The organism is Candidatus Finniella inopinata (assembly GCF_004210305.1).
GTDB lineage: Bacteria > Pseudomonadota > Alphaproteobacteria > Paracaedibacterales > CAIULA01 > Finniella > Finniella inopinata_A.
Map to the genome: position 1 here is coordinate 81951 of NZ_SCFB01000004.1, position 23050 is coordinate 105000.

The window sequence follows — 23050 nt, forward strand, 5'->3', positions numbered from 1 at the left end:
CCTTTCATGTTTTGTTGAACAAAAAAAGGATACAGCGTTCATAAAACGCGTTTTATAACCAAAGGTCTCCTTGATACAGGAGGTCAAAGGCCATCGCTTCGTCTTGGAATCGTTATTCGATTTAAACCAGAATCACTGTTCGATTTGAGCCGGAATCACTGTTCGGTTTAGACCGGAATCACTGTTCGGTTTAGACCGGAATACGCAATCATCACCTGTTTTACACTCTCCAAACCAAAAACACCGGCGTTATGATTACCCCACCCCATATCAAGATAGACTTGATCACCGTCTAAAATGCCCAGATGAAAAGGCTTTTCATCATGAGTTTTGTTAATTTTTTGCCATATTGAAGTCGGCTTTGAATATTCATTACACGTCCCAAAAAACACATGGGGATCCGTCTTTCTTGCAGGGATATCAACAGTAAAGGCTGTACCACTGCCTATCTGGTAAGTTACCTTTGCAGAAATATTATCCCTTGGAAAAGACAATCGATACCGCCAAAATTGTTGTCCATTTATGGTATCAATTAGCTGGGGTGAAATAGGATTCTTACTACCCCCAATATTCAAAGAAAGATCGCTGTTAGGAATAGATGTGGGAGCAACAACCAAAGCACTAACGTTCCATTGGTCGTTACCAGCACCTGCATCAATGAAATTTAAAAACGGTCCAACGTAACCTGAAGACGAAGAACTTGAAGAAGCATGAAGATCAACCGATAAAAGAAACACACAAAAAAAACACAATATTTTTTTCATTTTTACACCCATTAATATGTATTATTATGAGGAGTATTATGAAGTATACTGTATTAATATTTAGTTAATATTGATGCCGCTTATTATATAAAATAAGGACATATTCAAGAATTAGCAGGGTATAATTCCAGCGTCTGCTGGCAAACAAGGTCTTGGTTAAAGTGTTGCATGACAAAATCGCGGCTTGCCTTTCCAAACGCCAACCGACGATCAGAGTTTAAGGCCAAATCTAAAATCTTCGCGGCTAATGCTTCGGAATCTTTTGGAGGGACTAGGTATCCATTCACACCATCTTTCACGATGATACGGCAACCAGGCATATCGCACGTAATAATGGGTTTGCCGCACGCCGCCGCCTCTATCAGCGATTTTGGGATGCCCTCACGATAATAGCTGGCCATGACGGCGATGTGACTTTGCTGGTATAGTTTGGGAACATCCTTTTGATACCCCAACCATTCAACGATGCCTTCCCTGTTCCATCCTTGCAAAACAGAAAGCGGAATGGCATCAGGATTTTCAAGATCAGGTTCACCCACCAATCGAAAATGTAGATGATGCCCCTGTTCTTTTAATAACCGGGCCGCTGCTACAAACTCCCCCACACCTTTTGTCCAAAGCAACCGCGATACATGAACGACCGTAACGGGTTCAGCTGGTTCACTTACGGGAAAAAAAACCGACGTATCAACGCCGGCCCCCAAAATAAGGTGAACTTGGACGCGTGGATCAAGACTTTGAATCACCTCTGCATCCTCTGGGTTTTGAACAATCACGCGCACACGCGACCAGCGCAATAACCAACGCAGAGTCAGCTTAACCGGTTTTTGTAGCCAGTGTTTTTGACTAAAAATTGCACCCAATCCAGCCACCGCGGCAATGATTCTGGGAACGCCCGCAAATAAAGCAACCAGCGTGCCATAAAGAACCGGCTTTAAAGCCACCAGGTGGACAATATCGGGGCGAAGCTGACGGTACAGTTTAAAAATCTGTCCCAAAGTTTTCAGTTCACGCAAGGGGTTCAGCCCCCCTCGATCAAAAGGAATCGGGTAAAAATCTAACCCAGCCTTTTGAATTTCCAGGTGATCACCTTTTGCGGGGGTTGCAACACTAATTTGATAACCTTGTTGCTGAGCCTTTAATGCCAAGGGCAGACGATGGCTGCAGAAATAGCGATCGTCCGCGACAAGGTAAAGGATTTTCTTATTCGACATTTTCAGAAGACCCGACAATGAAAATTGCTGGTAAAGCGTTTAACCAAACCGCGAACGTACTGCGCCCAAGAAGGGGCCCGCCCCAAAATTCCGCAGCGCCCGCCCCGCCACTCAACCACGACACGACTCTCCCTGTGCCCCAAAATCTGTCGACCTTTGGGCATATCTTCCCACAGGCTTCCAAACCTGTGAGAATTCGGCTAAAGTCTCGAAACCGGTTCCAAGACTTTATCCCAGGCAATTCCCTTGCTTTTAATAACAAGAAAAGGATTTTATATATCCCCTCGCGCACCCGACCAATCTCAGGTGTAACTAACCACCAAAACCAGATTACTATGTAAATGGTTAAAAAATGGTTAAGGGAATGATTTTTCTCCAACATTAATGAGTCACACAACCTAATCAGTGTAAACGGATTTTAACCGGGTCAGAGCAATCAATGCAACAACCGCCCCCGCTGTTAAATAAAAGGCTGGAACCAGGTTAGACCCCGTCAGAGTAATGAAAACAATGACTATTTGCGGCGCTGTCCCACCGAACAAAGGCCCACTGATGTTGGTTGTTAACGAGACGGCTGAATTTCGAACGGCCGTCGGAAACGTTTCAACCATCAATGCGGGCAACGGCCCAAAATATCCCCCGACTCCCACCGCCATCAGTGCCTGAGCCAAGAAAATATACAGCATCTGATCGCTTTGGTTTACGACCATCATCAAAGGGATGGTGCCCGCAATAAATAAAACAGCGGCCGTTCCCATCACAATTTTCCGACCATATATGTCCGATAACCAGGCAGACCCGATGGTAATCAAACTGACAAAAACCATATTGATGGTATTAATCGTAAAGGCCATACTTTTGCTGAGGTGCAAAAATTCCGTCAAATGGGTTGTCATGTAAACAAACAAAATATAAAAGCTAAGGTCGTGCAACATCACCACCAGAACCAGCGTCAACAAACTGCTGCCATGTTTTTTGAATACATCCCTAACCGGCGTTTGACTCAGATTTCCGGTTTTCTCGGCCTGTTCATATACAGGGGATTCTGCCACACTACGACGTAAATAATATCCAACCACACAAATAGAGATACCGGCCAAAAAGGGCAACCGCCATCCCCAGGCTTCCATTTGGGCATCGGTTAAAATGCTGGAAAATAAGGCGGCCATTGCCGACCCCAACATCAACCCCAACAAACAACTGGTAACGGTGAAACTGCCAACCAATCCACGGCGGTTTTTGGTGCTGTGTTCGGTTGTAAAGGTGATCGAGCCTGCGTAGTTACCACCCATGGATATGCCTTGAAGCAAGCGAAAAAGAATCAAAATAACAGGCGCTGCGCCCCCAATGTGCTCATAGGTTGGCAAAACACCGATCAAAGCTGTGGGCACCGCCATAAAAAGAATTGTTAAGACCAATGCCTTTTTTCGGCCATGACGGTCGCCAATATAACCGAAGAATAACCCGCCCAAAGGCCGCGCTAAATAGCCAGCGGCAAAGGCACCATAGGCAGACAGTAACTGGCTGATCGGATCAAAACTGGGGAAAAAAAGTTTGCCAATAATAGGGGCAAAATAACCAAATAAAGCGAAATCGTACCATTCGAACAAATTACCAGTCATGCTGGTAATGACTGTACGGGCTAACTGTTTAGACATACATCACCTACTCGTCGTAAATATTAAAAAAAGGATATGGGAATAAAGGGTATAAACTATGTATGACGGCAGCAGCCGCCTAGTCGTAGAGAAGAGAGAATGATGAAAAATAATGTCATGGTTTAAGTCTAGTTCTTAGGCAGCGTATCTGTCAAACGATTTGGGAGAAAACTTACTGGAAGTAACTTATTGTTACATTAAAATAACAACCATTGTTTTTATCCTTGCTGGGTGTCACGAAAAAGCATTACCAAAAAAAATAGAGGAGATTAAAGGTTCATAAAATTCGTTTAAGTTTTTGGTTTGTTCCAAATAAAATTTACTCTTTTTATTAAGCCCTCCAAATTTCTTTTCTCTTCCTTCCCTAAAACTCCAAGGTGTGGCCCTAACAAAAAAGAAACAACATTTGACCGCCGTACACTAATTTTATAATGTGAGTCGTATTTTAATTATATTCTGATCGGGCGTTATGCTTAAATTCTTATCCACTTTAGTAACGTGCGCATTGTTTACTATATCACTTTACGCAGCTGAACTATCTCTTTACCTGAAACCATCCTTCATTGAATTCGAAAAGTTAGTTTTGGAAATAGCGCAAACAAAAAATAATAAGATAAGGGATCAAAACGGAAAAGATCATATTGATAATATAACGAATATTCTTCTGACCGCCTTTTTACAAAGAAACCCGACCCATATAGAAAAAATTATCATACAATTCAACAGATATTCTCAAGATGTTAAATTGATATTAGCCAATGCTTTGGTAACAATAAGAGGCAAAGACGTATTAAAGGAGCTTAATTATAATTTTTCATCCCCAAAAAAGGCGTTATCTATTATCGACATTGATAAAATAAGTCTCGTTGATTTTGCAAAAAAAGGAGATTTTAAACCAATACCAGATAATACGGATTATTTGTGGGCAGCTTTTGAAGGAACTGGGGACGATAAATATCTCATTAACATTTTAACGTATTTAGCTTCAGAGCCTTTGGAAATTAGGACTCTTGCATTTGAAATGATTAATCGTGACACAATAGCTGATATTTTGGGTAAACTGACAGACGAAAAGGATTCACCTCCTGATTATAAGGATATTGTGGAGTGTTCAAACCAATTATCCAAAAAAGATAGATCTATTTCTTTAGAAAGACTAATATCTTGTAAAGTTGTACTTTGGTCTGCAATGTCGCAAAGAAATGGTAACAAAGATATTAATACCAGAATACTGAGCATTATAAAAACAAATCCAAAATTAGATTATTCAAAAGATGTTAAATTATAAGTTGGATTTTTCAAGAAAAAGAAGATTCAGGCGAATGTCCCTGACACATTCAGTTTGCCATCTCTCTCTTTGTCATTTCTGTAATCATAGCGTGTTAGATTTATTGTTACCGATTTTTACCTAATTTTTCTGATTGGACCTAATGGATAGTGTAAAACGATTATACCAAAGACGATTTGGCTTCATTACAAATTTGTGGGATTTTGATAACTTGGTCAGCACACTAAGCTTTTCCCTTAAATTCTTTTCATCTTTCTAAAAATTTCATTCGTTCATCTGCTTGTTTATCAGAAAGCCACTTCTTCTCTTTCAATAAAGTTTCAAATTGAAATGCTGCACGGTTTTGATTGAGAACCTCAGAAGGCCTATCCATAACGGCTGTATAATGGATACAAGTCATATTCAAACCCAATTCTTTTTCAATGGCGGCAACTGATTCAATTTGATTAACATTATCATCAATGAAAATGATCTTCTTGAAGTTGTGATGTTTTAAGAATTCTTTAAGGACGTCACCTTTTTTGTGAAACCAAGCCACAATAATGCCTTTATAAAAATTGACGCCATCCAAACCCAAGGAAATTTGGTCACGACCTTGCCAAGTCTTCTCAAACTGAATGCCAAATGATTTGAGTTGTTGGTAACGCCACTCTTCCATAGAAGCAATTACGCCGAAAGCCCCGCCTACCATACTCGTTAATGCGATGGTTTGAATGCCTTTCGCCTGCAAACCTTTAATTAGTAGGGGCATTTGCAAATCGACTAATTTTGGTTTTTGATCTCTTTGGATATAACTCCACAAAAGGGCATCTTTTTCAGCATCTTTTCCACAGTCACTTGCCTCATCAATTTTTTGCCTTAAATAGGGGCGATGCTTTGGATGAAGCGCGGCATCTGTTGGCACAATCAACACTTCACCCACATCAAAGATAACCAGGGTCTCTTGGTCAGCGCACTGCATGGTCTTTTCTACGACAGAAAAATCGTTAGTCCGTATGATTTCCGCAAAACAACCAATGGGGGAAAATGCCACAATTGCCAAACCCATCCTAAAAACTTTGATCATTCAGGCAGCGCCCCTAAACCCCAAACAAACCACATACATCTCTGACGAATGTTGGCGGCTGGCAGGGGGCTTGAAGTGCACGACCTTGGTAAAGCTTTTCTTCAATTTTTGCAGCAGAACATTCTCAGCCCCGCCGCGCAAAACCTTCGCCACCATGGCCCCACCCGGCTTCAAACTGACCAAACAAAATTCATAAACGTTTTCCAATAAATCCATAATTCTTATATGATCCACATCCGTCATGCCACAGGCAGGGGCTGCCATGTCACTGAGCACCACATCGGCTTTATCGGGCAAAAGGGTTTGCAACTGGGCCTGAACCGCTTCATCCAAAAAATCCCCCTGTAAAAATGTAATATCGGTTAGGGGTTTGATATCTTGCAAATCGATGGCCACAATAAGCCCCCGTTTTTTAGTCGTTATGACTTTTTGTGTGGCGACCTGGGCCCACCCACCAGGTGCCGCACCCAAATCGATGACGGTTATGCCGGGCTTCAACAGTTTGAATTTTTGATCAATTTCCAGCAATTTAAAGGCCGCGCGTGAGCGATAGCCCATGTGTTTTGCCTTGTGAACATAAGGGTCGTTTAATTGGCGCAACAACCACTGACGAGACGACGCTGTGCGTTCACGCTTGTCCTTTAATTTGACTTTATCAATATTATTTGCGGGGGGTTTAATCATAACCATCACTAGCCGAAGGAAACCTAACAATCAGGCTTCTAACAATTATTTTTTTGTTTCACTAAGGCCCAAATATAGGGATAAAATTTAAACAGTCAATGAATAAACGAAAAACGTCTTTTATACAAATATAAAAAATCCGAAAATTGACCTTGAAATGATCTTGGCGCGACATCAGATAGCATGTTAGCGTCTATAATTATGGTATTTTTGGAGTATCCTTATGTTTTCATTATCGCAAAAACATTCTTTTCTAGCCATTGCTCTTTTGGCAACATCTCTTACACCGTGCTTTAGTTCTGCTGTTGATGATGTTAATGGTTCTTCTGGTGTATCCTCTTGCTCAAGTAGGCCATTAACGCAAATTGAGGTGAGAATTCGAGCGATGCACCCTAAGCTTTTCACAGGGGAAAATAATCCTTCTATCCCAGGAGCAGCACAAAAATCTTTGTGTGCTTTTTTAGAAGATGAAAGAAAAAAACCTTCAACTATTTCACAACCAGACTTTTTGGAGAGCAATCCATATGGATTTCTAATCGCTTATGCTCAGGCTTTCCAGACATACGTGGGTTCTCTAAAGTTTGATGGAAAAGATATTATTCTAAAAGACCTGGAAAGATATATTGCCAAAAACGCAGTTTCAGCTAATGAGCTTCTCATGCTAGCCTTAAGGATACAAGGTGCTCAAAGCACCCCCAGTGATGATGAAAAGGACTTATATAAACATCTTTATAAGCCGGCTGAAGAATTGATCGAGGGAGTCATGCTAGGCCAAGCCTGGAAATCTGACATGCAGACAGTCAAACAAATTGAGAAATACAAAAATCAAATTCAATATAAAAAGGCTTATGATGACGATTATTATCAGCCAAATTTAGCAAGTGAGGTTTATAAAACACTCCATACACAATTAGAGCAAATTTTACCCATCCAACATTATATTCCCCTTCCCGGCGAAAACTATTTAGGTATCCATTACTTGTTAGATTGCCAATTTGATGACCATTTCCCCATTGCCCTTCCAAAACCAGACCAATCCACAAGCGCCCATGGCGTAAAAATGGCGCCCATAACCTTTACGGTTCATGACTACTTGCATTTTCTTATCGACGGTCGGCGTCGTGCTTTAAGGCAATATGCAAGAACCCTGTTAGATGAAGCCGTGTCAAAAGGGGCCGATTATGAAGAAGCAATGCCCATTGTTGTGCAACAAGTGGCCGGCCATTATAAACTTGTGACGAACAGTTTTAGATCTTTGTTAAGGGCTTTGGATCGACGAGCTATTTCAGAGACTGCCCCTATGGCACAAAACGACTATTATAGGAACTTAAGTGCTCTGTTTTGGATGGTCCGTGAAACACCTACCGCTTGGACAGGATGTTTTGAAAAAAAGATCCTACCTGACCTTTTAGCCCAAATGGCTAAGAATGCTAAGGACAGTTTAAGCGATATTGAGTCGTGGGAGAACGAATTTGACCCATTTTGCACGTCTCCAATAGATGGAAAACCATTTAGGACAAATGACGAGATCATCACAGAGATCGTTGATAAACCAGAGAATGCCAAACCCTTTTTGAATCACTATATGTCTGGCACATTTACGAAAGAAGACGTTAAAAGGGCGATTGTTAAACCTACCCCTCGCTTTACCGATGTTATCGTAACCTCCAAAAGAGGGGAAAGCTGGCATTATTCATTCCCAACCCTTCACCACAAATATAAAAATGCTTGCGATAACCTGAAGTTGCTTCGCTGGGCAGGTTCAAACCTTAGCTTTGAGGCACTTACGCTCGACCCCACAGAAGGCCGAGCAACTGCCATAAAAAGCCTTCAACTTGTTAGAAGTTCTTTGACAAACAACATCGATTTCTTTTTAGCTACAAGCCGAGAACTATATAAAGATACAAGTGTAAGTTCAGAATCTCTTGAACAAGAATTTGCCAAGAGCATGACGAGCCTAATCCAAGCCCCAACAGAAGCTGTCCAACAACTTAGCGTTGAGAAAGAAGGCAAAGCAGAAAAAAAATAAATTTAGGTCCGGCTTAAACCATCACGCCGCATGGCTTCGCAAACAATCGTGCAGGTGCACAATTCCCACGATTGTTTTCGTATCATCCAAAACGAACAAGCTGGTGATGGATTTTTGTTCAAAAATGGCCAAGGCATCGACCACCAAGCAATCGGGGGAAATGGTCAGGGGGTTTTTGGTCATAATTTGATCAACGGTTTGCGTCAACAACCCCGGATTCATATGACGGCGCAAGTCACCATCAGTAATGATACCAACCAAATGTTCCTGATCATCCACAATACCGACACATCCAAACCCATGGGCCGTCATTTTAACCAAACATTCGTCCATTAATGTCGATACGTGCAACAAAGGAATCTTGGCCCCTTGATGCATACAGTCAGCAATGCGACGCAGCTGTTGCCCCAGGCTGCCCCCGGGGTGAAAAGCATGAAACTGTTGTTTTGAAAACCCACGGCGCCGCAGCAAAGCAACAGCCAAAGCATCCCCCAAGGCAAGGGTTACTGTGGTTGACGTGGTAGGCGCCAATCCCATCGGGCACGCCTCTGATACTTTTGGCAACACAAGGGAAACCGACGAAAAACGAGCCAGGGTTGATTGTTCTCCCCCCGTAATCGAAATGATCGGCAATGACAACCGACGGCAATAATCGACAATCGTGGTTAATTCTTTCGATTCACCAGAATAAGAAATCAATAGCAAAACGTCGCCTTTGGCAATCATACCCAAATCACCGTGACTTGCCTCTGCTGGGTGCACGAACAAGGCTGGCTGACCGGTGGAGGCGAAGGTCGCGGTTATTTTACGGCCAATGTGGCCACTTTTGCCAATACCACTGACGATCAAACGACCTTGGGTTTTGGCCATCAAAGTAATCGCCTGTTCAAAAGAACGATCCAACGACTTCGCCAAATCGTGCAAGGCATCAGCCTCGGCCGTGATCACATCTTTGCCAATTTGCAAATAAGAGAGAGTCGGTGATTCCAGAGGTGATTCCACTAATGCTACAGCCATCATAATCTTTTGGTTACCATTTAAACTGGCCCCAGTATTCAAACTTTTAAAGACTATACCACTTTCAAATGATTTTGCGGGAATTTTATGGAAGAGTTTTTGTACAGAAACAAGGTGAAGAATCCGCGCATAGCCAGCTACGGAAGGATTTTAAAGCGCCGTTCATGAAAAAAAGATCCAACAGAAAAACTCGCAAAATCATTTGAATTAGCTACAGAATCAGACATCTTTCGAAACTCGCTCCAGTGAGGCAAGTGCAAGGATCATACGCAACGCAGAAGCGGAGTGTAATAAGGGTACATGAGCATTCGAGTAGCGGAGTGACGCAGCAATTGTCCAGTGGAGTAGAGTTTCAAAAGATGTTTTTTAGAATGCCGTTAGCATCGATCCCGGATACTTGGGCGCTGTCATGGGTGTAAAGGACCCTAAATTTCTGAAAACCAGTTGCAACAAAAACCCAGAGTCGGGACGAATATCCCGATCCACATAAGATGTTTTGTAAACACCCGCATTCAATTGGAAGCATTCATCTTTATAACTGGCAAAAACGAAACTGGCCAGCGCATTTCCACCCTGCCCTTTTTTCAAGTTTTTAATCTGCGCAAAGGACAGCGCCCAATTATCCAAAACCTGAGTACTGAGCTGCCAATTGATCTGAGAAAGTTCCCTACCATTCAAGGTGGCCGTTTTGTTTAAAAAGGCATGTCCTATATCCAACTTTAAAAGGCGATTTCCCACACTTAAACCCAATTCTGAATACCGGGTCCGATGCAGCTTTGGATTCAACGCTAACCGGTAACGTGCCATCAACCACGAAACAGGCTTCACTCTTAGACAGCCAATAAAATCCGATTGCTTCTTGTCCTCCCCCATACTAACAGGCACCACTTGGCGTCTATCAAGACGACGACTGTGGCCCATAAACAGGGATATACTTCGCTGTTGGGTGAACAGCAATTCATTGTCCAATCCATATACCGCCCGATACCCCGAATCTGTTCGGTCAATTCCATTAAAGCGATTGGCCTGAAACAAATTGGTATCATCAAGTTCAAAAATTGTGGAATCCTCATTTGGAATGTTTTTAGTGCTTTTACTAATTGGGCTAGCCAAGATCGCCGCCATAGGTTGCACCAACCAATTGACTTGATTCACCGTAGTGGTAAGCGGATAACGCCAATCCAGGCTGGCCTGAGGAAGAAGGCGCCCTGTAGTTTTTTCTTGCGGAACATTGCCTATGACACTCTTATTTGATTGATAATGGCGGGTGTAATAACCATCCCCACGTGTCCCCAATTTTGTCGTGATAAGGTGCCCGCCCTCTGTTATGTAAGGCAGCTTCCAATAGACGCCAGCGGACATCCGTTGCATCTGGGTCGCCTGCTGTCCTGGGACAGGTGACTGACGAGATACGGATAAAAAATTCCCCTCAACAGAGAGAGCACCACCTATTTTATCAGGGGTAGTCTGATGGTGGAAGTTGGCCATAGGGGCCACAAAGGGTGTCGTTTTTGGGGTATCAGTTTGGAACATATAGTTCCTGACCCCAAAATAAGTATTGGTTTCAAACTGTTCAAAAGTCAGCGATGAGGTTAGGTTTTTATTCTGGATAAAATTTGGCGTCTGTCGATTAATGGGATAGCGGCTAAGATACGTCGTGTCGCTGGCACGGTTAATATCAAGTCCTAGCCTTTGTCGTTCATTCATATCGTAACGGGTTTTTCCGGCGATGTGCCAACGATCTGGTTTGGGAGGTCTTGGCGCGTTAAGCGGTGGATTGATGACCTTCGGTAAGTTCTGTGTACGTGTATAGCTGCCCGCAAATTTAGCCTCACCATCGTGAAAACGATGCCGGTATTCAGCAGCGATGATGCCACTTTGTTTGCTGGTAAAGATGGGTGTAATGGTTAGATCTCTGTTCGGCGCAATAACGTAGTAAACAGGAACGCTTAGCATCATACCCAAATCCTTGCTGACACCATAAACGGGAAATAATAACCCTGATTTGCGTTTAACTTTGGGATCTGGGTGGGAAAAATAAGGGGAATACAGAACAGGTACACCCTTAACTTCAAGTCGGGCATGGCGGTAAGTTACTGTTTGGCTTTCCTGATCATGGGTAACTTCAGCAGCCCTTAATTGCCATAAAGGTGTTTTCGTCTGTTCAGGTTGACAATGGTCCAAGGCACAAACTTTACAGGGGGAATAGTCCACATCCTCAAAATGCGTTTCAGGACCAGATCGATGACTTTTTGAAGCGGATAAACGGCTTTGGTCTTGGGTCAGAAGTTTTAAGTTCTTTGTTAAACCTTCATCAAATCGATCGGTAAATTCAAGGGAATCTGTTTGCCACACATCCCCATTGGGCTCATACAACCATACCTTGCCCCAGGCAGAAATCTTTCCAGGGGTCAGAAAAGATTTTTGATAGGAAAGGTTTTCAGCATAAATGTGACGCCAGGTTTTAGCATCGGGAACATATTGGCGAATATGAACTTTGCCTGTGGCTGTGACTGTATTTTTTTTTTGGGAATAGACAATTTTTTCGGCGTCTAGATACAAAGGCATCTGATTAATGGGTTCTTTTGCAACAGCAATGTTGAAGCCTATCCAAACAAAAAACAACCAGCCACACCCAATGAATTTCAGAATCTGAATGCGAAAATAAGGGGTCAGCGCCCGGAGTGTACGAAGGGGTATACTCATGAGCCATGCTCAACGCGCAACAGCCAGGCAATACTTAACATACTTGTCACCAGGGGAACTAACCATACAGACAAAATCATAGGAATCTTTTCAGCCATTCCTAAAGCGTAAACAATATCGCTTAAAAAATAAATCACGAAACCACATAAAATACCCAAACCCAGCAAAGATGATCCTTGTCGATATCGCTTTGGGTAAAGACAAAACAAAACAGCCAAGAAAGTTAAGGCCACCATCAGGCCACCTTTGGCAATTTGTTTGTGCCAATACAATTCATAACGACGCACTGATAACCCCGTTTTCTTAAGGGTTTTAATAAAATCTGGAATCTGCCAAAAAGATAAAGTTTCAGGGGCCGCATAATTCTCCTCAATTCTATCAAGGGATACTGTGGCAGGACGAGACAAAGAAGGGTAAAATTGGCTTTGTTCATTTTCTTTTGACCAATAAGAAACCCCTGTTAGTTTCCATTCACCATCTTCCAAGATGGCTTTTTTTGCATCGTAGCGACCGATGAATTGTTCGTTTTTATTGAAAACATAGAACGTAACATTTTCAAACCAGTTTTCAGCAAGGTCAAAATGTTGGGTGTGAATAATGGTTTTCTCCTGATCATTATTTTCACAAAGCCACAGACCATTCGATGAAACGGTAAGCGAGTTATTCCCTTTGGAAAAATACGTTTCCTCTAATCTGTTATAACGACCAGCCATAGCAGCACCGACGGGATTAACAATAAATAAATAGGTAATATGAAGGAATATGACAGCAATATTAAGCCCAATAATCAGTTGCCATATCGACAACCCTGCCGCCCTTGCTACCAGCAATTCTTGATTCTGGTTTAATCGCCACAAACTTAAGATGACGGCAAAAAAACTAACAAAGGGTAACAGAGTATTGATGTGAGAAGGGACTTTTAAAACCACCATCTCAATGATCAGGGACAATGGAACATCAGGCTTTGCCATCGCACGTCTTAAAAGTTCAATGCTTTCAAATAGACTGACAATGCATAAAATGACCGACAAACAAACAACAAACCAAAAAAGAAAATATCGACAAAAATATCGATTAAGAGTGGAGATCAAAAATAAAATCATTTATTCCGCCCCCTCAACAATCCAGAAAAATTAACCTTCAAGATGACCATAAACACAATGATAGAAAGGGCAATAGCACCATAGGCAAGTTTTATAGTGTAAAGGTGATCAACGCTAAGGTTCAAAAGCGTCACAACAGTTGTGTGAATCAACAAGGAAACGGTTGCGGCCAAAAAGATTTTATAGCGGCCCTTTCGTCGATTGAAGCTGCCTAACAACGTGAATGCCCCTGCTATAAAGGCATTCATAATAGTAATCCATGGCAGCAAAAGCCGCTGATGACCCTCTACACGCATTTTGGCGACGCTTCGCGGGTCTGTATTTTCTGGGGGATTAAAAAGCTCTGCCAATGGCTTTTCATAAGGTTTTGCTAGACGAACAGCGTTGGCATCCTGATCAGTCGGAACGTGATATTTCAAAGTATCAAAAGAAAACAGCGCGATTTTTTGCGTTACAGGATTCAGCTCTTGTCGGATTCCTTTTTTTAAAATAAGAAACAACCCGTCTTTATTTTTTTCAACAGCCCCTGATTCCGCAATAATCGTGTAGGGAACCCCTTTGTTCGATTGCAGCGTGGTTTTTTGATTTTGAGGGTTATAGATAAAAACCCCCTTCAGCTCCCCATTCCTTGTGTGTTCCCGTACATAGGTGGTGATACCCTTGACCTGATTAAAAGTCCCCTCGCGAATCCAAGATAAAGAAAATTGATTGCGAATTTGAAATTCTTGGCGGCGAAAATGTTGAAAAGAAAGGGGCGCGACGAAAATATTGATCACAAAAACCGATGTCATCAAAAGAAAAGCCAATAGCAATAAGGGGCGTGCAACTTGGGAGGGACTTAAACCAATGGCGTAAAAAACGTGCAATTCGTGATCTGATTTTAATTTGTGGTAGGTATAAAGGCCTGAAATCAACAGACAAATGGGCAAAATGGTTGACAACAAATCAGGGATCAAACAAATAATTAAAGAGAGGTAAGTTTTAAGCGATATATTGTGATTAACAATAATTTCAATAAAGCGAAGGGACTGCGTTAACCAGACAATTCCAATTAAAATAAAACTTAAACCTATGGTGACATTAAAAAGTTTTTTAAAAATATACCTAAATAATATATTCATTAAATAGTTCAAACCAATAAAGTGTTGGAATTTATAGGACGATTTCTGTTATAAGAAGTCAACCAGAAAATAGGAACATTAGCTTGTATACGACAACTTAGGATCCCCATGCATTATAAAATTTTAACAGTTTTCAGTATTTTTTCGGCCTTAACCTTAATTGGTGAGTCCCAAGCAGAAAAAAGAAAGGCGCCTGACAGTCAGACCCAAGAAACGACGCAGCCTCCCAGCAAAAAACAGAAGGGCCCAACTGATCAAGACGGGGCTAGAATTGCAATTATAGTTAACAAAGACGTCATCACATTTCAAGACATACAAGATCGCGCACGCTTGGTCCTTATGACGTCTGGTGTTGAGAACACTCCTGAAATGCTTAAAACGGTCGAGAATCAAGTTAAGAAAAGCTTGATTGATGAAAAGATTCAACTGCAAGCCGCCAAATTGCAAAAGGTTTTTATATCTGACGCTGAGGTAGAGCATGCGCTTAAAAATATTGCCAAAGAAAACAACATGACCCTCGAAGAAATGACCCAGATGTTTAAAGACAAAGGGGTCAACATACAAACCTTAAAGGATCGTTTGCGGGCGCAAATTTCTTGGGCGCGGACCATTCGTGAGGCCTTTGGTGGTGTTGTCCAAATCAGCGATGCTGAGATTCAAAATAAACTGAAACAATTGGAAGATAATGAAAACAAGGAACAGTTTGAGTTAATGGAAATTTCCTTAAGCGTAGATTCCCCCGCGAAGCAAAGTGCCATTGCTCAAGAAGCAGCTAAGCTTCACCAACAGCTGCAACATGGGGCTCATTTCCATGTTATGGCGCAGCAATTCTCGGAAAGCACAACATCAGCTTCCGGAGGCTACATGGGGTGGTTTGCGGGTGGACAGATGGATCCAGCCCTTGAACCCCATGTTGTCAAATTAAAACCAGGGGAGTTTACGTCTCCCATACGTACCAGTATGGGTTATAAAATTATTTTGTTGAAAGACATGAAAAAACCGAACCAGGCCCCGATTGGACAAACACAAATCACCTATAAGCAGGTTTTGATTCCTTATCACGACAACATTACCGAGGAAGACTATCAGCTGGTTGAAACGCGTGTTGCAGAGATGAAGGAAATTAAGGACCATAAGAAATTAGAGGAAAAAGCCCAGGAATATGAGTATCAATGTGAAACGTCACCGCAAATGCCCATGAAGTCTTTACCGGCACCTTTACAAAAACTGTTTCACCAAGCCCCCGTTGGTCAATGCTTGCAGCCGATTCGCACCCCTGAACATTTGATCGTGACCATGGTTTGCAGCAAAACGGCGCCCACATTCAAATTGCCGACGACCGATGACATTAGGAATATGTTGGAACAGGAAAAATTCGGCAAAATAGCGGCGCGGGAATTTAATAAAATTCACAGTATCGCGTTTATAGAGGATAAGACGTAGATAAAGTGAAAATCGACACTCTTCCCTCTCTAAGCCAAGTCATCAAGGATCACGGCTTGTTGGGGGATAAAAAGCTATCAAAACGATTGGGCCAGAATTTTCTATTGGACCCGTCCATTACCGATCGCATTGCGAAGGCTGCGGGGGTTCTGACAGGTTTTCATGTGATCGAGATAGGTCCAGGACCGGGCGGTTTAACACGATCGTTGTTAAAAGCGGGTGCTGATCACGTATATGCCGTCGAGCGCGACCGAAACTGTGTAGCGGCCCTGCAACCATTGCTTGAGGCCAGCCAGGGCAGATTGACCCTGGTACAAGCCGATGCCTTAAAAGTCGTCCCCCAAACATTAACCCCCTCTCCCCTTAAGATAATCGCCAATTTGCCTTATAATGTCGGCACACAATTATTGTTGAATTGGCTTAAAAATCTAGCCGGCTTGCATTCTCTAACTCTGATGTTTCAAAGAGAGGTTGCCTTACGAATTGTGGCGCCCCCAGGCAGCGGCGATTACGGTCGTTTGTCAATTTTATGCCAATATCTTTGTGAGGCTGAGAGGCTGTTTGATTTATCGCCTCAATCCTTTACGCCTCCCCCCAAAGTCTTTTCATCTGTTGTGCACCTTCATCCAAAGGTGTTGTCAGACGAGGCCAAAAGTTTGGTGCCCTATTTGGAAAAGGTAACGATGGGGGCCTTTGGCCAACGGCGCAAAATGATTCGTAAAAGTTTAAAGCCGTTGTTTGGAGAGGAAAAATTAGAAGAGGTCCTGGCCCTTATTAACGTCCCGCCTCAAGAACGCCCTGAAAACCTGACCCTTGATCACTATCGGCAGCTAGCCAAGTTTTACAGCCAACTCAGTTAAAAGCCGCCTCAACAAGTTGCGCCTGTTCCCTGGCATGGCGACCGGCGAAGCCTGTGGCAGGAGAGGCAGCGGATGGGCGACCGGCGTAGGTAACATCAGGATTTAGGGCTTTTAACAAGGGTGCAACAAATGACCAGGCTCCCATATTCTGCGGCTCCTCTTGGCACCAAACCCAAGTTTTGGCCTGACTATTTCTCAACAAGTCCGCCAACTCTTGTCCAGGAAAGGGATAAAGCTGTTCCAGGCGAACGATGGCTGTTTTTGTGTCCTGGCGTTGTTGGCGATGGGCGGCCAAATCGTAATAAACTTTTCCCGTGCAAAATATAATTTTCTCAGCCTGAGCCGCCGGCAAAAACGGGTCATCTATCACAGGGTGAAAAATATCACCAAAGTCGTTCCACAACGAGACAGTTTCGGGGTTGCGCAATAATGACTTTGGTGTCAACGCGATTAAGGGTCTCTGGCTTTCAACCTGCTGCCTTAACAGGTGGAAATAGTTAGCTGGCGTTGAGCAAACAGCCACTCGCCAATTTTCTTCAGCGCTAAGTTGTAAAAACCGTTCCAGACGTGTCGAGGAATGCTCAGGCCCCTGCCCCTCATAACCATGGGGTAATAACAAAACTAAATTTGACGGCTGCAACCATTTGCCATAGGCGGCCGATATGTATTGATCAATGATAACCTGTGCTCCATTCACGAAATCACCAAATTGAGCCTCCCAGATTTTCAAACCCTTCAGGGCCAGGCTGTACCCATATTCAAACCCAAGCGCAGCGGCCTCTGACAGGGGGCTGTTGATACACTCAAAGGCCCCTAACGATTTCAGGGGGATATAGGGAGCGTTGGTTTGCATATCCACCCATTCCCCGTGCCGCTGGGAAAATGTACCTCGTTTGGTGTCTTGCCCCACCAACCTCACGGGGTTCCCCTGGTCTAATAAACTGGCAAACGCTAAACTTTCAGCCGTTGCCCAATCCAGGGGTTTTTCATTTTCAATCTGTTCACGTCGCTTGACCAGGATCCGTTCCAGTTTGGAATGACATTGGAAATTATTTGGAACTGTATGAATTACCAAACCGAGTTTTTTTAGTGTGGTTAAATCAACATCACGCAATTGCGCCTGCAGTGGCAATGAAGGTAACTTCCAATCAGGTTTTTCCTTTAAACCTTCTTGCAAAGTTTTACGATAAGCCTCCTGATCGGGTATTGAAAGACCTTGATCTTTCAACTGCTGTCCATACAGGCTGGAAACCGTGAGTTTTTCAGCAATCGCCTTATACATCACCGGCTGAGTGTAACTGGGTTCATCCCCCTCGTTATGACCATGGCGGCGATACCCCACCAAATCGATCACAATATCTTTGTGGAATTGATAACGATACTGAATCGCCATCTCAAACGCCCAAACCACCATTTCCACATCATCGGCATTCACATGCACAATGGGACATCCCATGGCTTTGGCAACATCTGTGCAGTATCGCGTCGATCGCCCCTCTTGCGCCGTTGTCGTAAAACCAATTTGGTTGTTCAAAATGATGTGCAAGCTGCCACCCACCTGATACCCCGGCAATTGTGATAATTGCAGTGACTCATAAACAATTCCCTGCCCTGAAAATGCCCCATCGCCATGGATCAAAATGGCCAGAGCATTATTATTTTGGCCTTGCAAAGAACGGGCGCGACCCATGGCGATGGGCACAATGGATTCCAGATGAGACGGATTGGACAGAATGGTTAAGTCTAAGGGTTGGCCATTAACATCACGCTGCGATTGATACCCTTGATGATATTTAACATCGCCGCTGCCTGGAAAGTCATCATGGGGACTGCGATCATTGAAAGTGCCAAAAATAAGAGGAAGGGGTTTCTTAAGAATATGGGCCATCACTGACAAACGCCCCCGATGGGCCATGCCGATGACAACCGTTTTTGTACCGCGCTGAGTAACCAGACCTAGACTATGTTCAAGGGCAGGAATAAGCGTATCGTTCCCTTCGATGCTAAATCGTTTGGCCCCAGGAAACTTCGTTTGCAGAAACTTTTCCAACAGTTCTGTTTTTTGCAACTGATCAAAGAATCCCAGTTTTTGAGAGTCGGTAAAAGAAACCATCCTGTTTTCGAACTGATCTTGCAGCCACAGGCGCTCCGCCTTGTTCTCAACGTGCATAAATTCCAGGCCAATGGTTTGGCTGTATATTTTTTCTAAGTTGTGGGGCGTTTGCAGATCGGGCAAACACTTAGGATTTTCTAACCCCAAAGGGTCCAGCTTGGCAAGGATATGACCCCATTGACGATAAGCATAAGTGGCATGGTCATCTGAAATAGAAGCGTCTGGCAGTTTTGGCCAGGTTGGCAGTTGTTCCGATACGATATCCTCCAAAGGAAACTCTTGAAACCATTGTTGCCATTCCTTGGAAACCGACGCAGGGTCTTTTTTATACTCTTGATACAAACCGATTAAATAATCACGATTAGTCTGGGTCAACAAAGTTTCCGGGCGGTATCGATCGAAATCCATCTTTATCCCTTCATCGCTGTCAGCATGGTTTGTCCCAGTAAAGCCGGGGTCTCGGCGATCAGAACACCATGTTGTCTCAACGCCTCAATCTTTGCCGCGGCCGTGTCTTGGTCTCCCGCTGTGATCGCGCCAGCATGACCCATGCGTTTCCCCGGCGGCGCCGTCACACCAGCGATAAAGGCAGCCACCGGTTTAGAACGACCGTGGCTTCGTTGATGACTGATAAACTTGGCTGCCTGTTGTTCCTCGTCACCCCCAATTTCCCCGATCATCAGGATCCCTTTCGTGTCAGGGTCTTGCCAAAACAGCTCTAAGACATCCACAAAACTTGTACCTTTGACAGGGTCGCCACCGATGCCAACACAGGTGCTTTGACCCAATCCAACCTGGGTTGTTTGCCAAACAGCCTCGTACGTTAAGGTCCCAGAACGGGACACTACCCCAATCGAGCCAGGCTGATGGATGGATCCCGGCATAATGCCGATCTTGCAGGCATTTGGCGTGATAATACCGGGACAATTGGGCCCTATCAGTCGTGATTGGGTGCCCTTTAAAAACCGTTTGACGGATATCATGTCCAAGGTTGGAATGCCTTCCGTAATGCAGACAATCAGCTTAATACCAGCCTCCGCCGCCTCATAAATCGCCTGGGCCGCATAAGCTGCCGGCACATAAATGACGCTGGCTTCCGCCTGGGTGGCTTTAACGGCATCGTAAACCGTGTCAAAAACTGGCAATCCCAAATGGACCTGTCCACCCTTGCCGGGCGAGACTCCCCCCACCAGTTTGGTACCATAGTCTAAGGCCTGCTTAGAATGGAAAGTGCCGTTTTTGCCTGTAAACCCTTGGCAAATAACCCGCGTGTTGTGATCAACAAGAATAGCCATTATGGGTGCTCCTTTGTGGCCCGCATGATTTCTTGGGCGGCCTCTTCCAAATTACTTACGGGGACGATCGCAAGTCCTGACGTCGCTAAAATCTGCCTGGCCTCCACAGAATGCGCCCCTTCCAATCGCACAACAATCGGCCTATCGAATGCCTTTTGTTGAGCCGCCGCCACGATGCTGTTTGCAATCATGTCGCACTGAATAATGCCTCCAAAAATATTGATAAAGACCACCTTAACTTTTGGATCGGCTGTGATCAGTTGAAAAGCAACCTCAACACGTTCCTGGTCAGCACTGCCCCCAATGTCCAGAAAATTCGCCGGCTTACCGCCATGGCCTTGTATCAAATCAAGGGTTGCCATGGCAAGCCCAGCACCATTCACCATGCAGGCAATATCCCCGTAAAGCTTGACATAGCTGAGCCCATAGTCTTGCGCTTTTTGTTCCTCAGCTGGTAAGGGGTTAGTCCGCTCCCATTCCTTAATAAACGGTTGGCGATAGGCCGCATTATCGTCTATGGCCATCTTGGCGTCCAGGGCCACCAGCTTTCCCTGCTTGGTGGCGGCCAACGGATTAATTTCTATAAGGCTGGCATCAAATTGGATATACGCTTGATACAAACTTTTAAGGAAGGGTTCAAGAATGTCAGTCGGCAAGCTTAAACTTTTCCCCAACCGTTGCAAGTGATAGGGCTGTATCCCCAAAAACGGATCAATCAGAATTTGATCAATGGCCTCGGGATTTTTATGGGCAACCTCTTCAATGGCAACCCCCCCAGATGCCGAGGCGACCAGGCATAATTGGCCAGCACGTCGGTTCAGACTCAGGCTTACATAAAGTTCCCGTTCAATGGCGCATCCTTGCTCCACATAAACACATTCAACCAATTCGCCCTGCGGGCCGGTTTGGGCTGTCACCAAGGAACGGTTTAAAAGGGTGTGGGCAGAGTCTTTAACTTCGGCCAAAGAATGGGCCAAAAGCACCCCCCCTGCCTTCCCCCGTCCTCCGGCATGAATCTGGGCCTTTACAACCCACAGGTCTCCACCCAGAGTTTGGGCAACTTCAACCGCCTGGTCGGGGGTGTATGCGACCTTCCCGAAAAGTATGGGAACGCCAAAGTCGGCCAATATTTGCTTGGCCTGGTATTCGTGTAAATTCATTAAAAGCCCAATGCTTTAAGGTCATCAACAAGTTTTTGCACCGACGACACAGAGGCTTCGAATTGTTGTTTCTCAACCGCGTTCAGATCCAGTTCAATCACTTTTTCGGCACCGCCGGCTCCAATCATAACAGGCACGCCCGCGTAAATATCTTTTACGCCATATTCGCCGTTTAAAAACGCAGCACAAGGCAAAATCCTTTTTTCATCAAACAGGTAAGCCTCCACCATTTGCAATGCGGCGCTGGCAGGCGCGTAATAGGCCGAGCCTGTTTTCATTAGGTTCACGATTTCAGCACCGCCATTTTGAGTACGTTTGATCATGTCGTCTAACTGTTGTGACGACAGTTTCCCTTGATCAATCCATGTCTGCAAAGGGATGCCCGCAACGGTTGTATGTCGAGGCAAGGCCACCATGTTGTCCCCATGCCCACCCAGCACAAAGGTTTTCACATCTTGAACCGCTACCCCTAAAGCCACGGCCAGAAAATGTCGAAACCGACCGCTGTCCAAAATTCCCGCCATCCCAACCACCTGATGGGTGGGCAGACCACTGCTTTTTTGCATCAGCCACACCATCGCATCTAAAGGATTCGTCACCACCACAACAAACGCCTTGGGGCAATGCTGACGGATCTGTTGACCAATTTCTTTGATGATTTGGCTGTTGATTTGAAGTAAATCATCCCGACTCATCCCTGGTTTACGGGGAACGCCAGCCGTTACCACAACAGCATCAGCCCCCTTCAGGGCGCTGTAATCTTGGGTGCCTACAATATGCCCGTTCAGGTCATCAATGGCTGCGGCTTGATAAAGATCAAGGGCTTTGCCTTGCGTTACCCCCTCAGCAATATCAACCAACACCACATCCCCCAAGTTCCGTTGAAGAATAAGATGAGCCAACGTGGCGCCAATATTGCCGCCGCCAATCAGACCAATTTTTTTACGCATACATTGCTCCTTTTGCTGGGTATAGAACTTGGTTTAGAAAGGCTCGCCCCACCTGAATGCCATCAGGGCTGATACTGTGGTCAAGCCCGTGACACGTGTGGGTTTCAAAAGAAACACCATAGTCTTTCAAAGCCGATTGCGATTGGATAAGCGCAGAATAAGGCACAACCATATCAAGGGTGCCGTGAACCAATAACGCCTTGGTTTGGGGGGGAGAGGAAGGACGCTTTGGGGGCAAAAACACACCCGAATACCCTATAACGCCCGCCAAAGTTGGCATTAAAAACATCATATCAAGGGCAATCATTGCCCCTTGGGAAAATCCAACAACCGCCACATCTTGCGGGGCCAACTGATATGTCGTCATCAGCTGTTGCAGGTAATTTTGTAACACCGGCGTCGCGCGATCAAGGCCCAGGCGTATATTTACAGGCGACAGGTCAGGCAGGCCAAACCACTGATAACCAAAGGGATTAACTTCGCAAGTTTCGGGCGCATTGGGGGCCGCAAAAAAGGCATTCGGCAGAGAATCTTGCCAATGGTAAGACAAATCCAGAAGGTTATCGCCCGACGCCCCGT

At 44.4% G+C, this 23050-nt stretch carries 18 protein-coding genes (1 of these 18 running past the window's edge); 4 read left to right on the forward strand and 14 right to left on the reverse strand.

Going from position 1 to position 23050, the window contains the following annotated elements:
- Positions 1–167: 167 nt before the first annotated feature.
- From EQU50_RS02270 to EQU50_RS02280, 3 genes are all read right to left on the reverse strand, one after another.
- Positions 168–764: a hypothetical protein gene (locus EQU50_RS02270; protein ID WP_130153541.1), complete on the reverse strand. Its 597-nt coding sequence runs from the start codon at positions 762–764 to the stop codon at positions 168–170.
- A 104-nt stretch (positions 765–868) separates the two neighbouring features.
- The gene (locus tag EQU50_RS02275) at positions 869–1978 is read right to left on the reverse strand and encodes a glycosyltransferase family 4 protein (RefSeq protein WP_130153542.1); all 1110 of its coding nucleotides are present in this window, start codon (positions 1976–1978) and stop codon (positions 869–871) included.
- Positions 1979–2376: 398 nt separating this feature from the next.
- On the reverse strand, positions 2377–3636 hold the full coding sequence (locus tag EQU50_RS02280) for an MFS transporter (RefSeq protein ID WP_130153543.1): 1260 nt from the start codon (positions 3634–3636) through the stop codon (positions 2377–2379).
- A gap of 469 nt (positions 3637–4105) precedes the next feature.
- On the opposite strand from EQU50_RS02280, the gene EQU50_RS02285 reads away from it, so the two are divergent.
- Entirely contained in the window at positions 4106–4924 is an 819-nt protein-coding gene (locus EQU50_RS02285; protein WP_130153544.1) for a hypothetical protein, read from the forward strand.
- A gap of 247 nt (positions 4925–5171) precedes the next feature.
- On the opposite strand, the gene EQU50_RS02290 is transcribed toward EQU50_RS02285, so the two are convergent.
- Both EQU50_RS02290 and EQU50_RS02295 read right to left on the reverse strand, forming a co-directional pair.
- Positions 5172–5990, reverse strand: a complete 819-nt coding sequence (locus EQU50_RS02290; protein WP_130153545.1) for a DUF2608 domain-containing protein — start codon at positions 5988–5990, stop codon at positions 5172–5174.
- Positions 5991–6674: an RlmE family RNA methyltransferase gene (locus EQU50_RS02295; RefSeq protein ID WP_207216293.1), complete on the reverse strand. Its 684-nt coding sequence runs from the start codon at positions 6672–6674 to the stop codon at positions 5991–5993. It abuts the gene before it with no gap.
- Between the two features lie 223 nt (positions 6675–6897).
- On the opposite strand from EQU50_RS02295, the gene EQU50_RS02300 reads away from it, so the two are divergent.
- Entirely contained in the window at positions 6898–8703 is a 1806-nt protein-coding gene (locus EQU50_RS02300) for a hypothetical protein (RefSeq protein ID WP_130153547.1), read from the forward strand.
- Positions 8704–8724: 21 nt separating this feature from the next.
- Here the strand turns inward: EQU50_RS02300 and EQU50_RS02305 are convergent, their stop codons facing one another.
- The 4 genes from EQU50_RS02305 to EQU50_RS02320 all read right to left on the reverse strand — a co-directional run bounded on the left by EQU50_RS02305 (position 8725) and on the right by EQU50_RS02320 (position 14650).
- A complete protein-coding gene (locus tag EQU50_RS02305; protein WP_242508807.1) occupies positions 8725–9723 on the reverse strand; it encodes a KpsF/GutQ family sugar-phosphate isomerase in 999 nt (332 codons plus the stop codon).
- 363 nt (positions 9724–10086) lie between these two features.
- Positions 10087–12426: an LPS-assembly protein LptD gene (locus EQU50_RS02310; protein ID WP_130153548.1), complete on the reverse strand. Its 2340-nt coding sequence runs from the start codon at positions 12424–12426 to the stop codon at positions 10087–10089.
- Positions 12423–13529 (reverse strand): LptF/LptG family permease, encoded by a 1107-nt coding sequence (locus tag EQU50_RS02315; protein WP_130153549.1) that lies wholly within the window; start codon positions 13527–13529, stop codon positions 12423–12425. The genes EQU50_RS02310 and EQU50_RS02315 overlap by 4 nt, the downstream gene beginning before the upstream one ends.
- Positions 13526–14650 (reverse strand): LptF/LptG family permease, encoded by a 1125-nt coding sequence (locus tag EQU50_RS02320; protein WP_130153550.1) that lies wholly within the window; start codon positions 14648–14650, stop codon positions 13526–13528. Before EQU50_RS02320 ends, EQU50_RS02315 begins: the two co-directional genes overlap by 4 nt.
- Positions 14651–14758: 108 nt before the next feature.
- Between EQU50_RS02320 and EQU50_RS02325 the strand changes: the two genes are divergently transcribed.
- Both EQU50_RS02325 and rsmA read left to right on the forward strand, forming a co-directional pair.
- Positions 14759–16093, forward strand: a complete 1335-nt coding sequence (locus EQU50_RS02325; protein ID WP_130153551.1) for a peptidylprolyl isomerase — start codon at positions 14759–14761, stop codon at positions 16091–16093.
- 5 nt (positions 16094–16098) lie between these two features.
- Positions 16099–16953 carry a 16S rRNA (adenine(1518)-N(6)/adenine(1519)-N(6))-dimethyltransferase RsmA gene (gene rsmA, locus EQU50_RS02330; protein WP_207216294.1) on the forward strand — a complete coding sequence of 285 codons (855 nt, stop codon included), beginning with the start codon at positions 16099–16101 and terminating at the stop codon, positions 16951–16953.
- Here rsmA and EQU50_RS02335 read toward each other — a convergent pair.
- The 5 genes in view from EQU50_RS02335 to EQU50_RS02355 are tightly spaced (at most 2 nt apart) and all read right to left on the reverse strand, a layout consistent with a single transcriptional unit that may run on beyond the window.
- The gene (locus tag EQU50_RS02335) at positions 16946–19474 is read right to left on the reverse strand and encodes a 2-oxoglutarate dehydrogenase E1 component (protein ID WP_130153552.1); all 2529 of its coding nucleotides are present in this window, start codon (positions 19472–19474) and stop codon (positions 16946–16948) included. The two genes, rsmA and EQU50_RS02335, sit on opposite strands and share 8 nt — an antisense overlap.
- Positions 19475–19476: 2 nt before the next feature.
- A complete protein-coding gene (gene sucD / locus EQU50_RS02340) occupies positions 19477–20361 on the reverse strand; it encodes a succinate--CoA ligase subunit alpha (protein ID WP_130153553.1) in 885 nt (294 codons plus the stop codon).
- Entirely contained in the window at positions 20361–21521 is a 1161-nt protein-coding gene (sucC, locus tag EQU50_RS02345; protein WP_130153554.1) for an ADP-forming succinate--CoA ligase subunit beta, read from the reverse strand. The genes sucD and sucC overlap by 1 nt, the downstream gene beginning before the upstream one ends.
- Positions 21521–22471: a malate dehydrogenase gene (gene mdh, locus EQU50_RS02350; RefSeq protein WP_130153555.1), complete on the reverse strand. Its 951-nt coding sequence runs from the start codon at positions 22469–22471 to the stop codon at positions 21521–21523. Before mdh ends, sucC begins: the two co-directional genes overlap by 1 nt.
- A protein-coding gene (locus EQU50_RS02355) for an alpha/beta hydrolase (RefSeq protein WP_130153556.1) crosses the window boundary here: on the reverse strand, positions 22464–23050 show its 3' portion. It continues 103 nt past the right edge of the window; 587 of the gene's 690 nt are visible here — the last part of the coding sequence; the start codon falls outside the window, past its right edge — the gene reads right to left on this strand; the stop codon is at positions 22464–22466. The genes mdh and EQU50_RS02355 overlap by 8 nt, the downstream gene beginning before the upstream one ends.

Excerpts from the sequence above, each read along its gene's own strand:
- EQU50_RS02280 (WP_130153543.1), bottom strand. The coding sequence starts at position 3,636 with ATGTCTAAACAGTTAGCCCGTACAGTCATTACCAGCATGACTGGTAAT.
- EQU50_RS02270 (WP_130153541.1), bottom strand. The coding sequence starts at position 764 with ATGAAAAAAATATTGTGTTTTTTTTGTGTGTTTCTTTTATCGGTTGAT.
- EQU50_RS02300 (WP_130153547.1), top strand. The coding sequence starts at position 6,898 with ATGTTTTCATTATCGCAAAAACATTCTTTTCTAGCCATTGCTCTTTTG.
- sucC (WP_130153554.1), bottom strand. The coding sequence starts at position 21,521 with ATGAATTTACACGAATACCAGGCCAAGCAAATATTGGCCGACTTTGGC.
- EQU50_RS02325 (WP_130153551.1), top strand. The coding sequence starts at position 14,759 with ATGCATTATAAAATTTTAACAGTTTTCAGTATTTTTTCGGCCTTAACC.
- EQU50_RS02275 (WP_130153542.1), bottom strand. The coding sequence starts at position 1,978 with ATGTCGAATAAGAAAATCCTTTACCTTGTCGCGGACGATCGCTATTTC.
- EQU50_RS02305 (WP_242508807.1), bottom strand. The coding sequence starts at position 9,723 with ATGATGGCTGTAGCATTAGTGGAATCACCTCTGGAATCACCGACTCTC.
- EQU50_RS02335 (WP_130153552.1), bottom strand. The coding sequence starts at position 19,474 with ATGGATTTCGATCGATACCGCCCGGAAACTTTGTTGACCCAGACTAAT.
- sucD (WP_130153553.1), bottom strand. The coding sequence starts at position 20,361 with ATGGCTATTCTTGTTGATCACAACACGCGGGTTATTTGCCAAGGGTTT.
- EQU50_RS02315 (WP_130153549.1), bottom strand. The coding sequence starts at position 13,529 with ATGATTTTATTTTTGATCTCCACTCTTAATCGATATTTTTGTCGATAT.
- EQU50_RS02290 (WP_130153545.1), bottom strand. The coding sequence starts at position 5,990 with ATGATCAAAGTTTTTAGGATGGGTTTGGCAATTGTGGCATTTTCCCCC.
- EQU50_RS02320 (WP_130153550.1), bottom strand. The coding sequence starts at position 14,650 with ATGAATATATTATTTAGGTATATTTTTAAAAAACTTTTTAATGTCACC.
- EQU50_RS02295 (WP_207216293.1), bottom strand. The coding sequence starts at position 6,674 with ATGATTAAACCCCCCGCAAATAATATTGATAAAGTCAAATTAAAGGAC.
- EQU50_RS02285 (WP_130153544.1), top strand. The coding sequence starts at position 4,106 with ATGCTTAAATTCTTATCCACTTTAGTAACGTGCGCATTGTTTACTATA.
- mdh (WP_130153555.1), bottom strand. The coding sequence starts at position 22,471 with ATGCGTAAAAAAATTGGTCTGATTGGCGGCGGCAATATTGGCGCCACG.
- EQU50_RS02310 (WP_130153548.1), bottom strand. The coding sequence starts at position 12,426 with ATGAGTATACCCCTTCGTACACTCCGGGCGCTGACCCCTTATTTTCGC.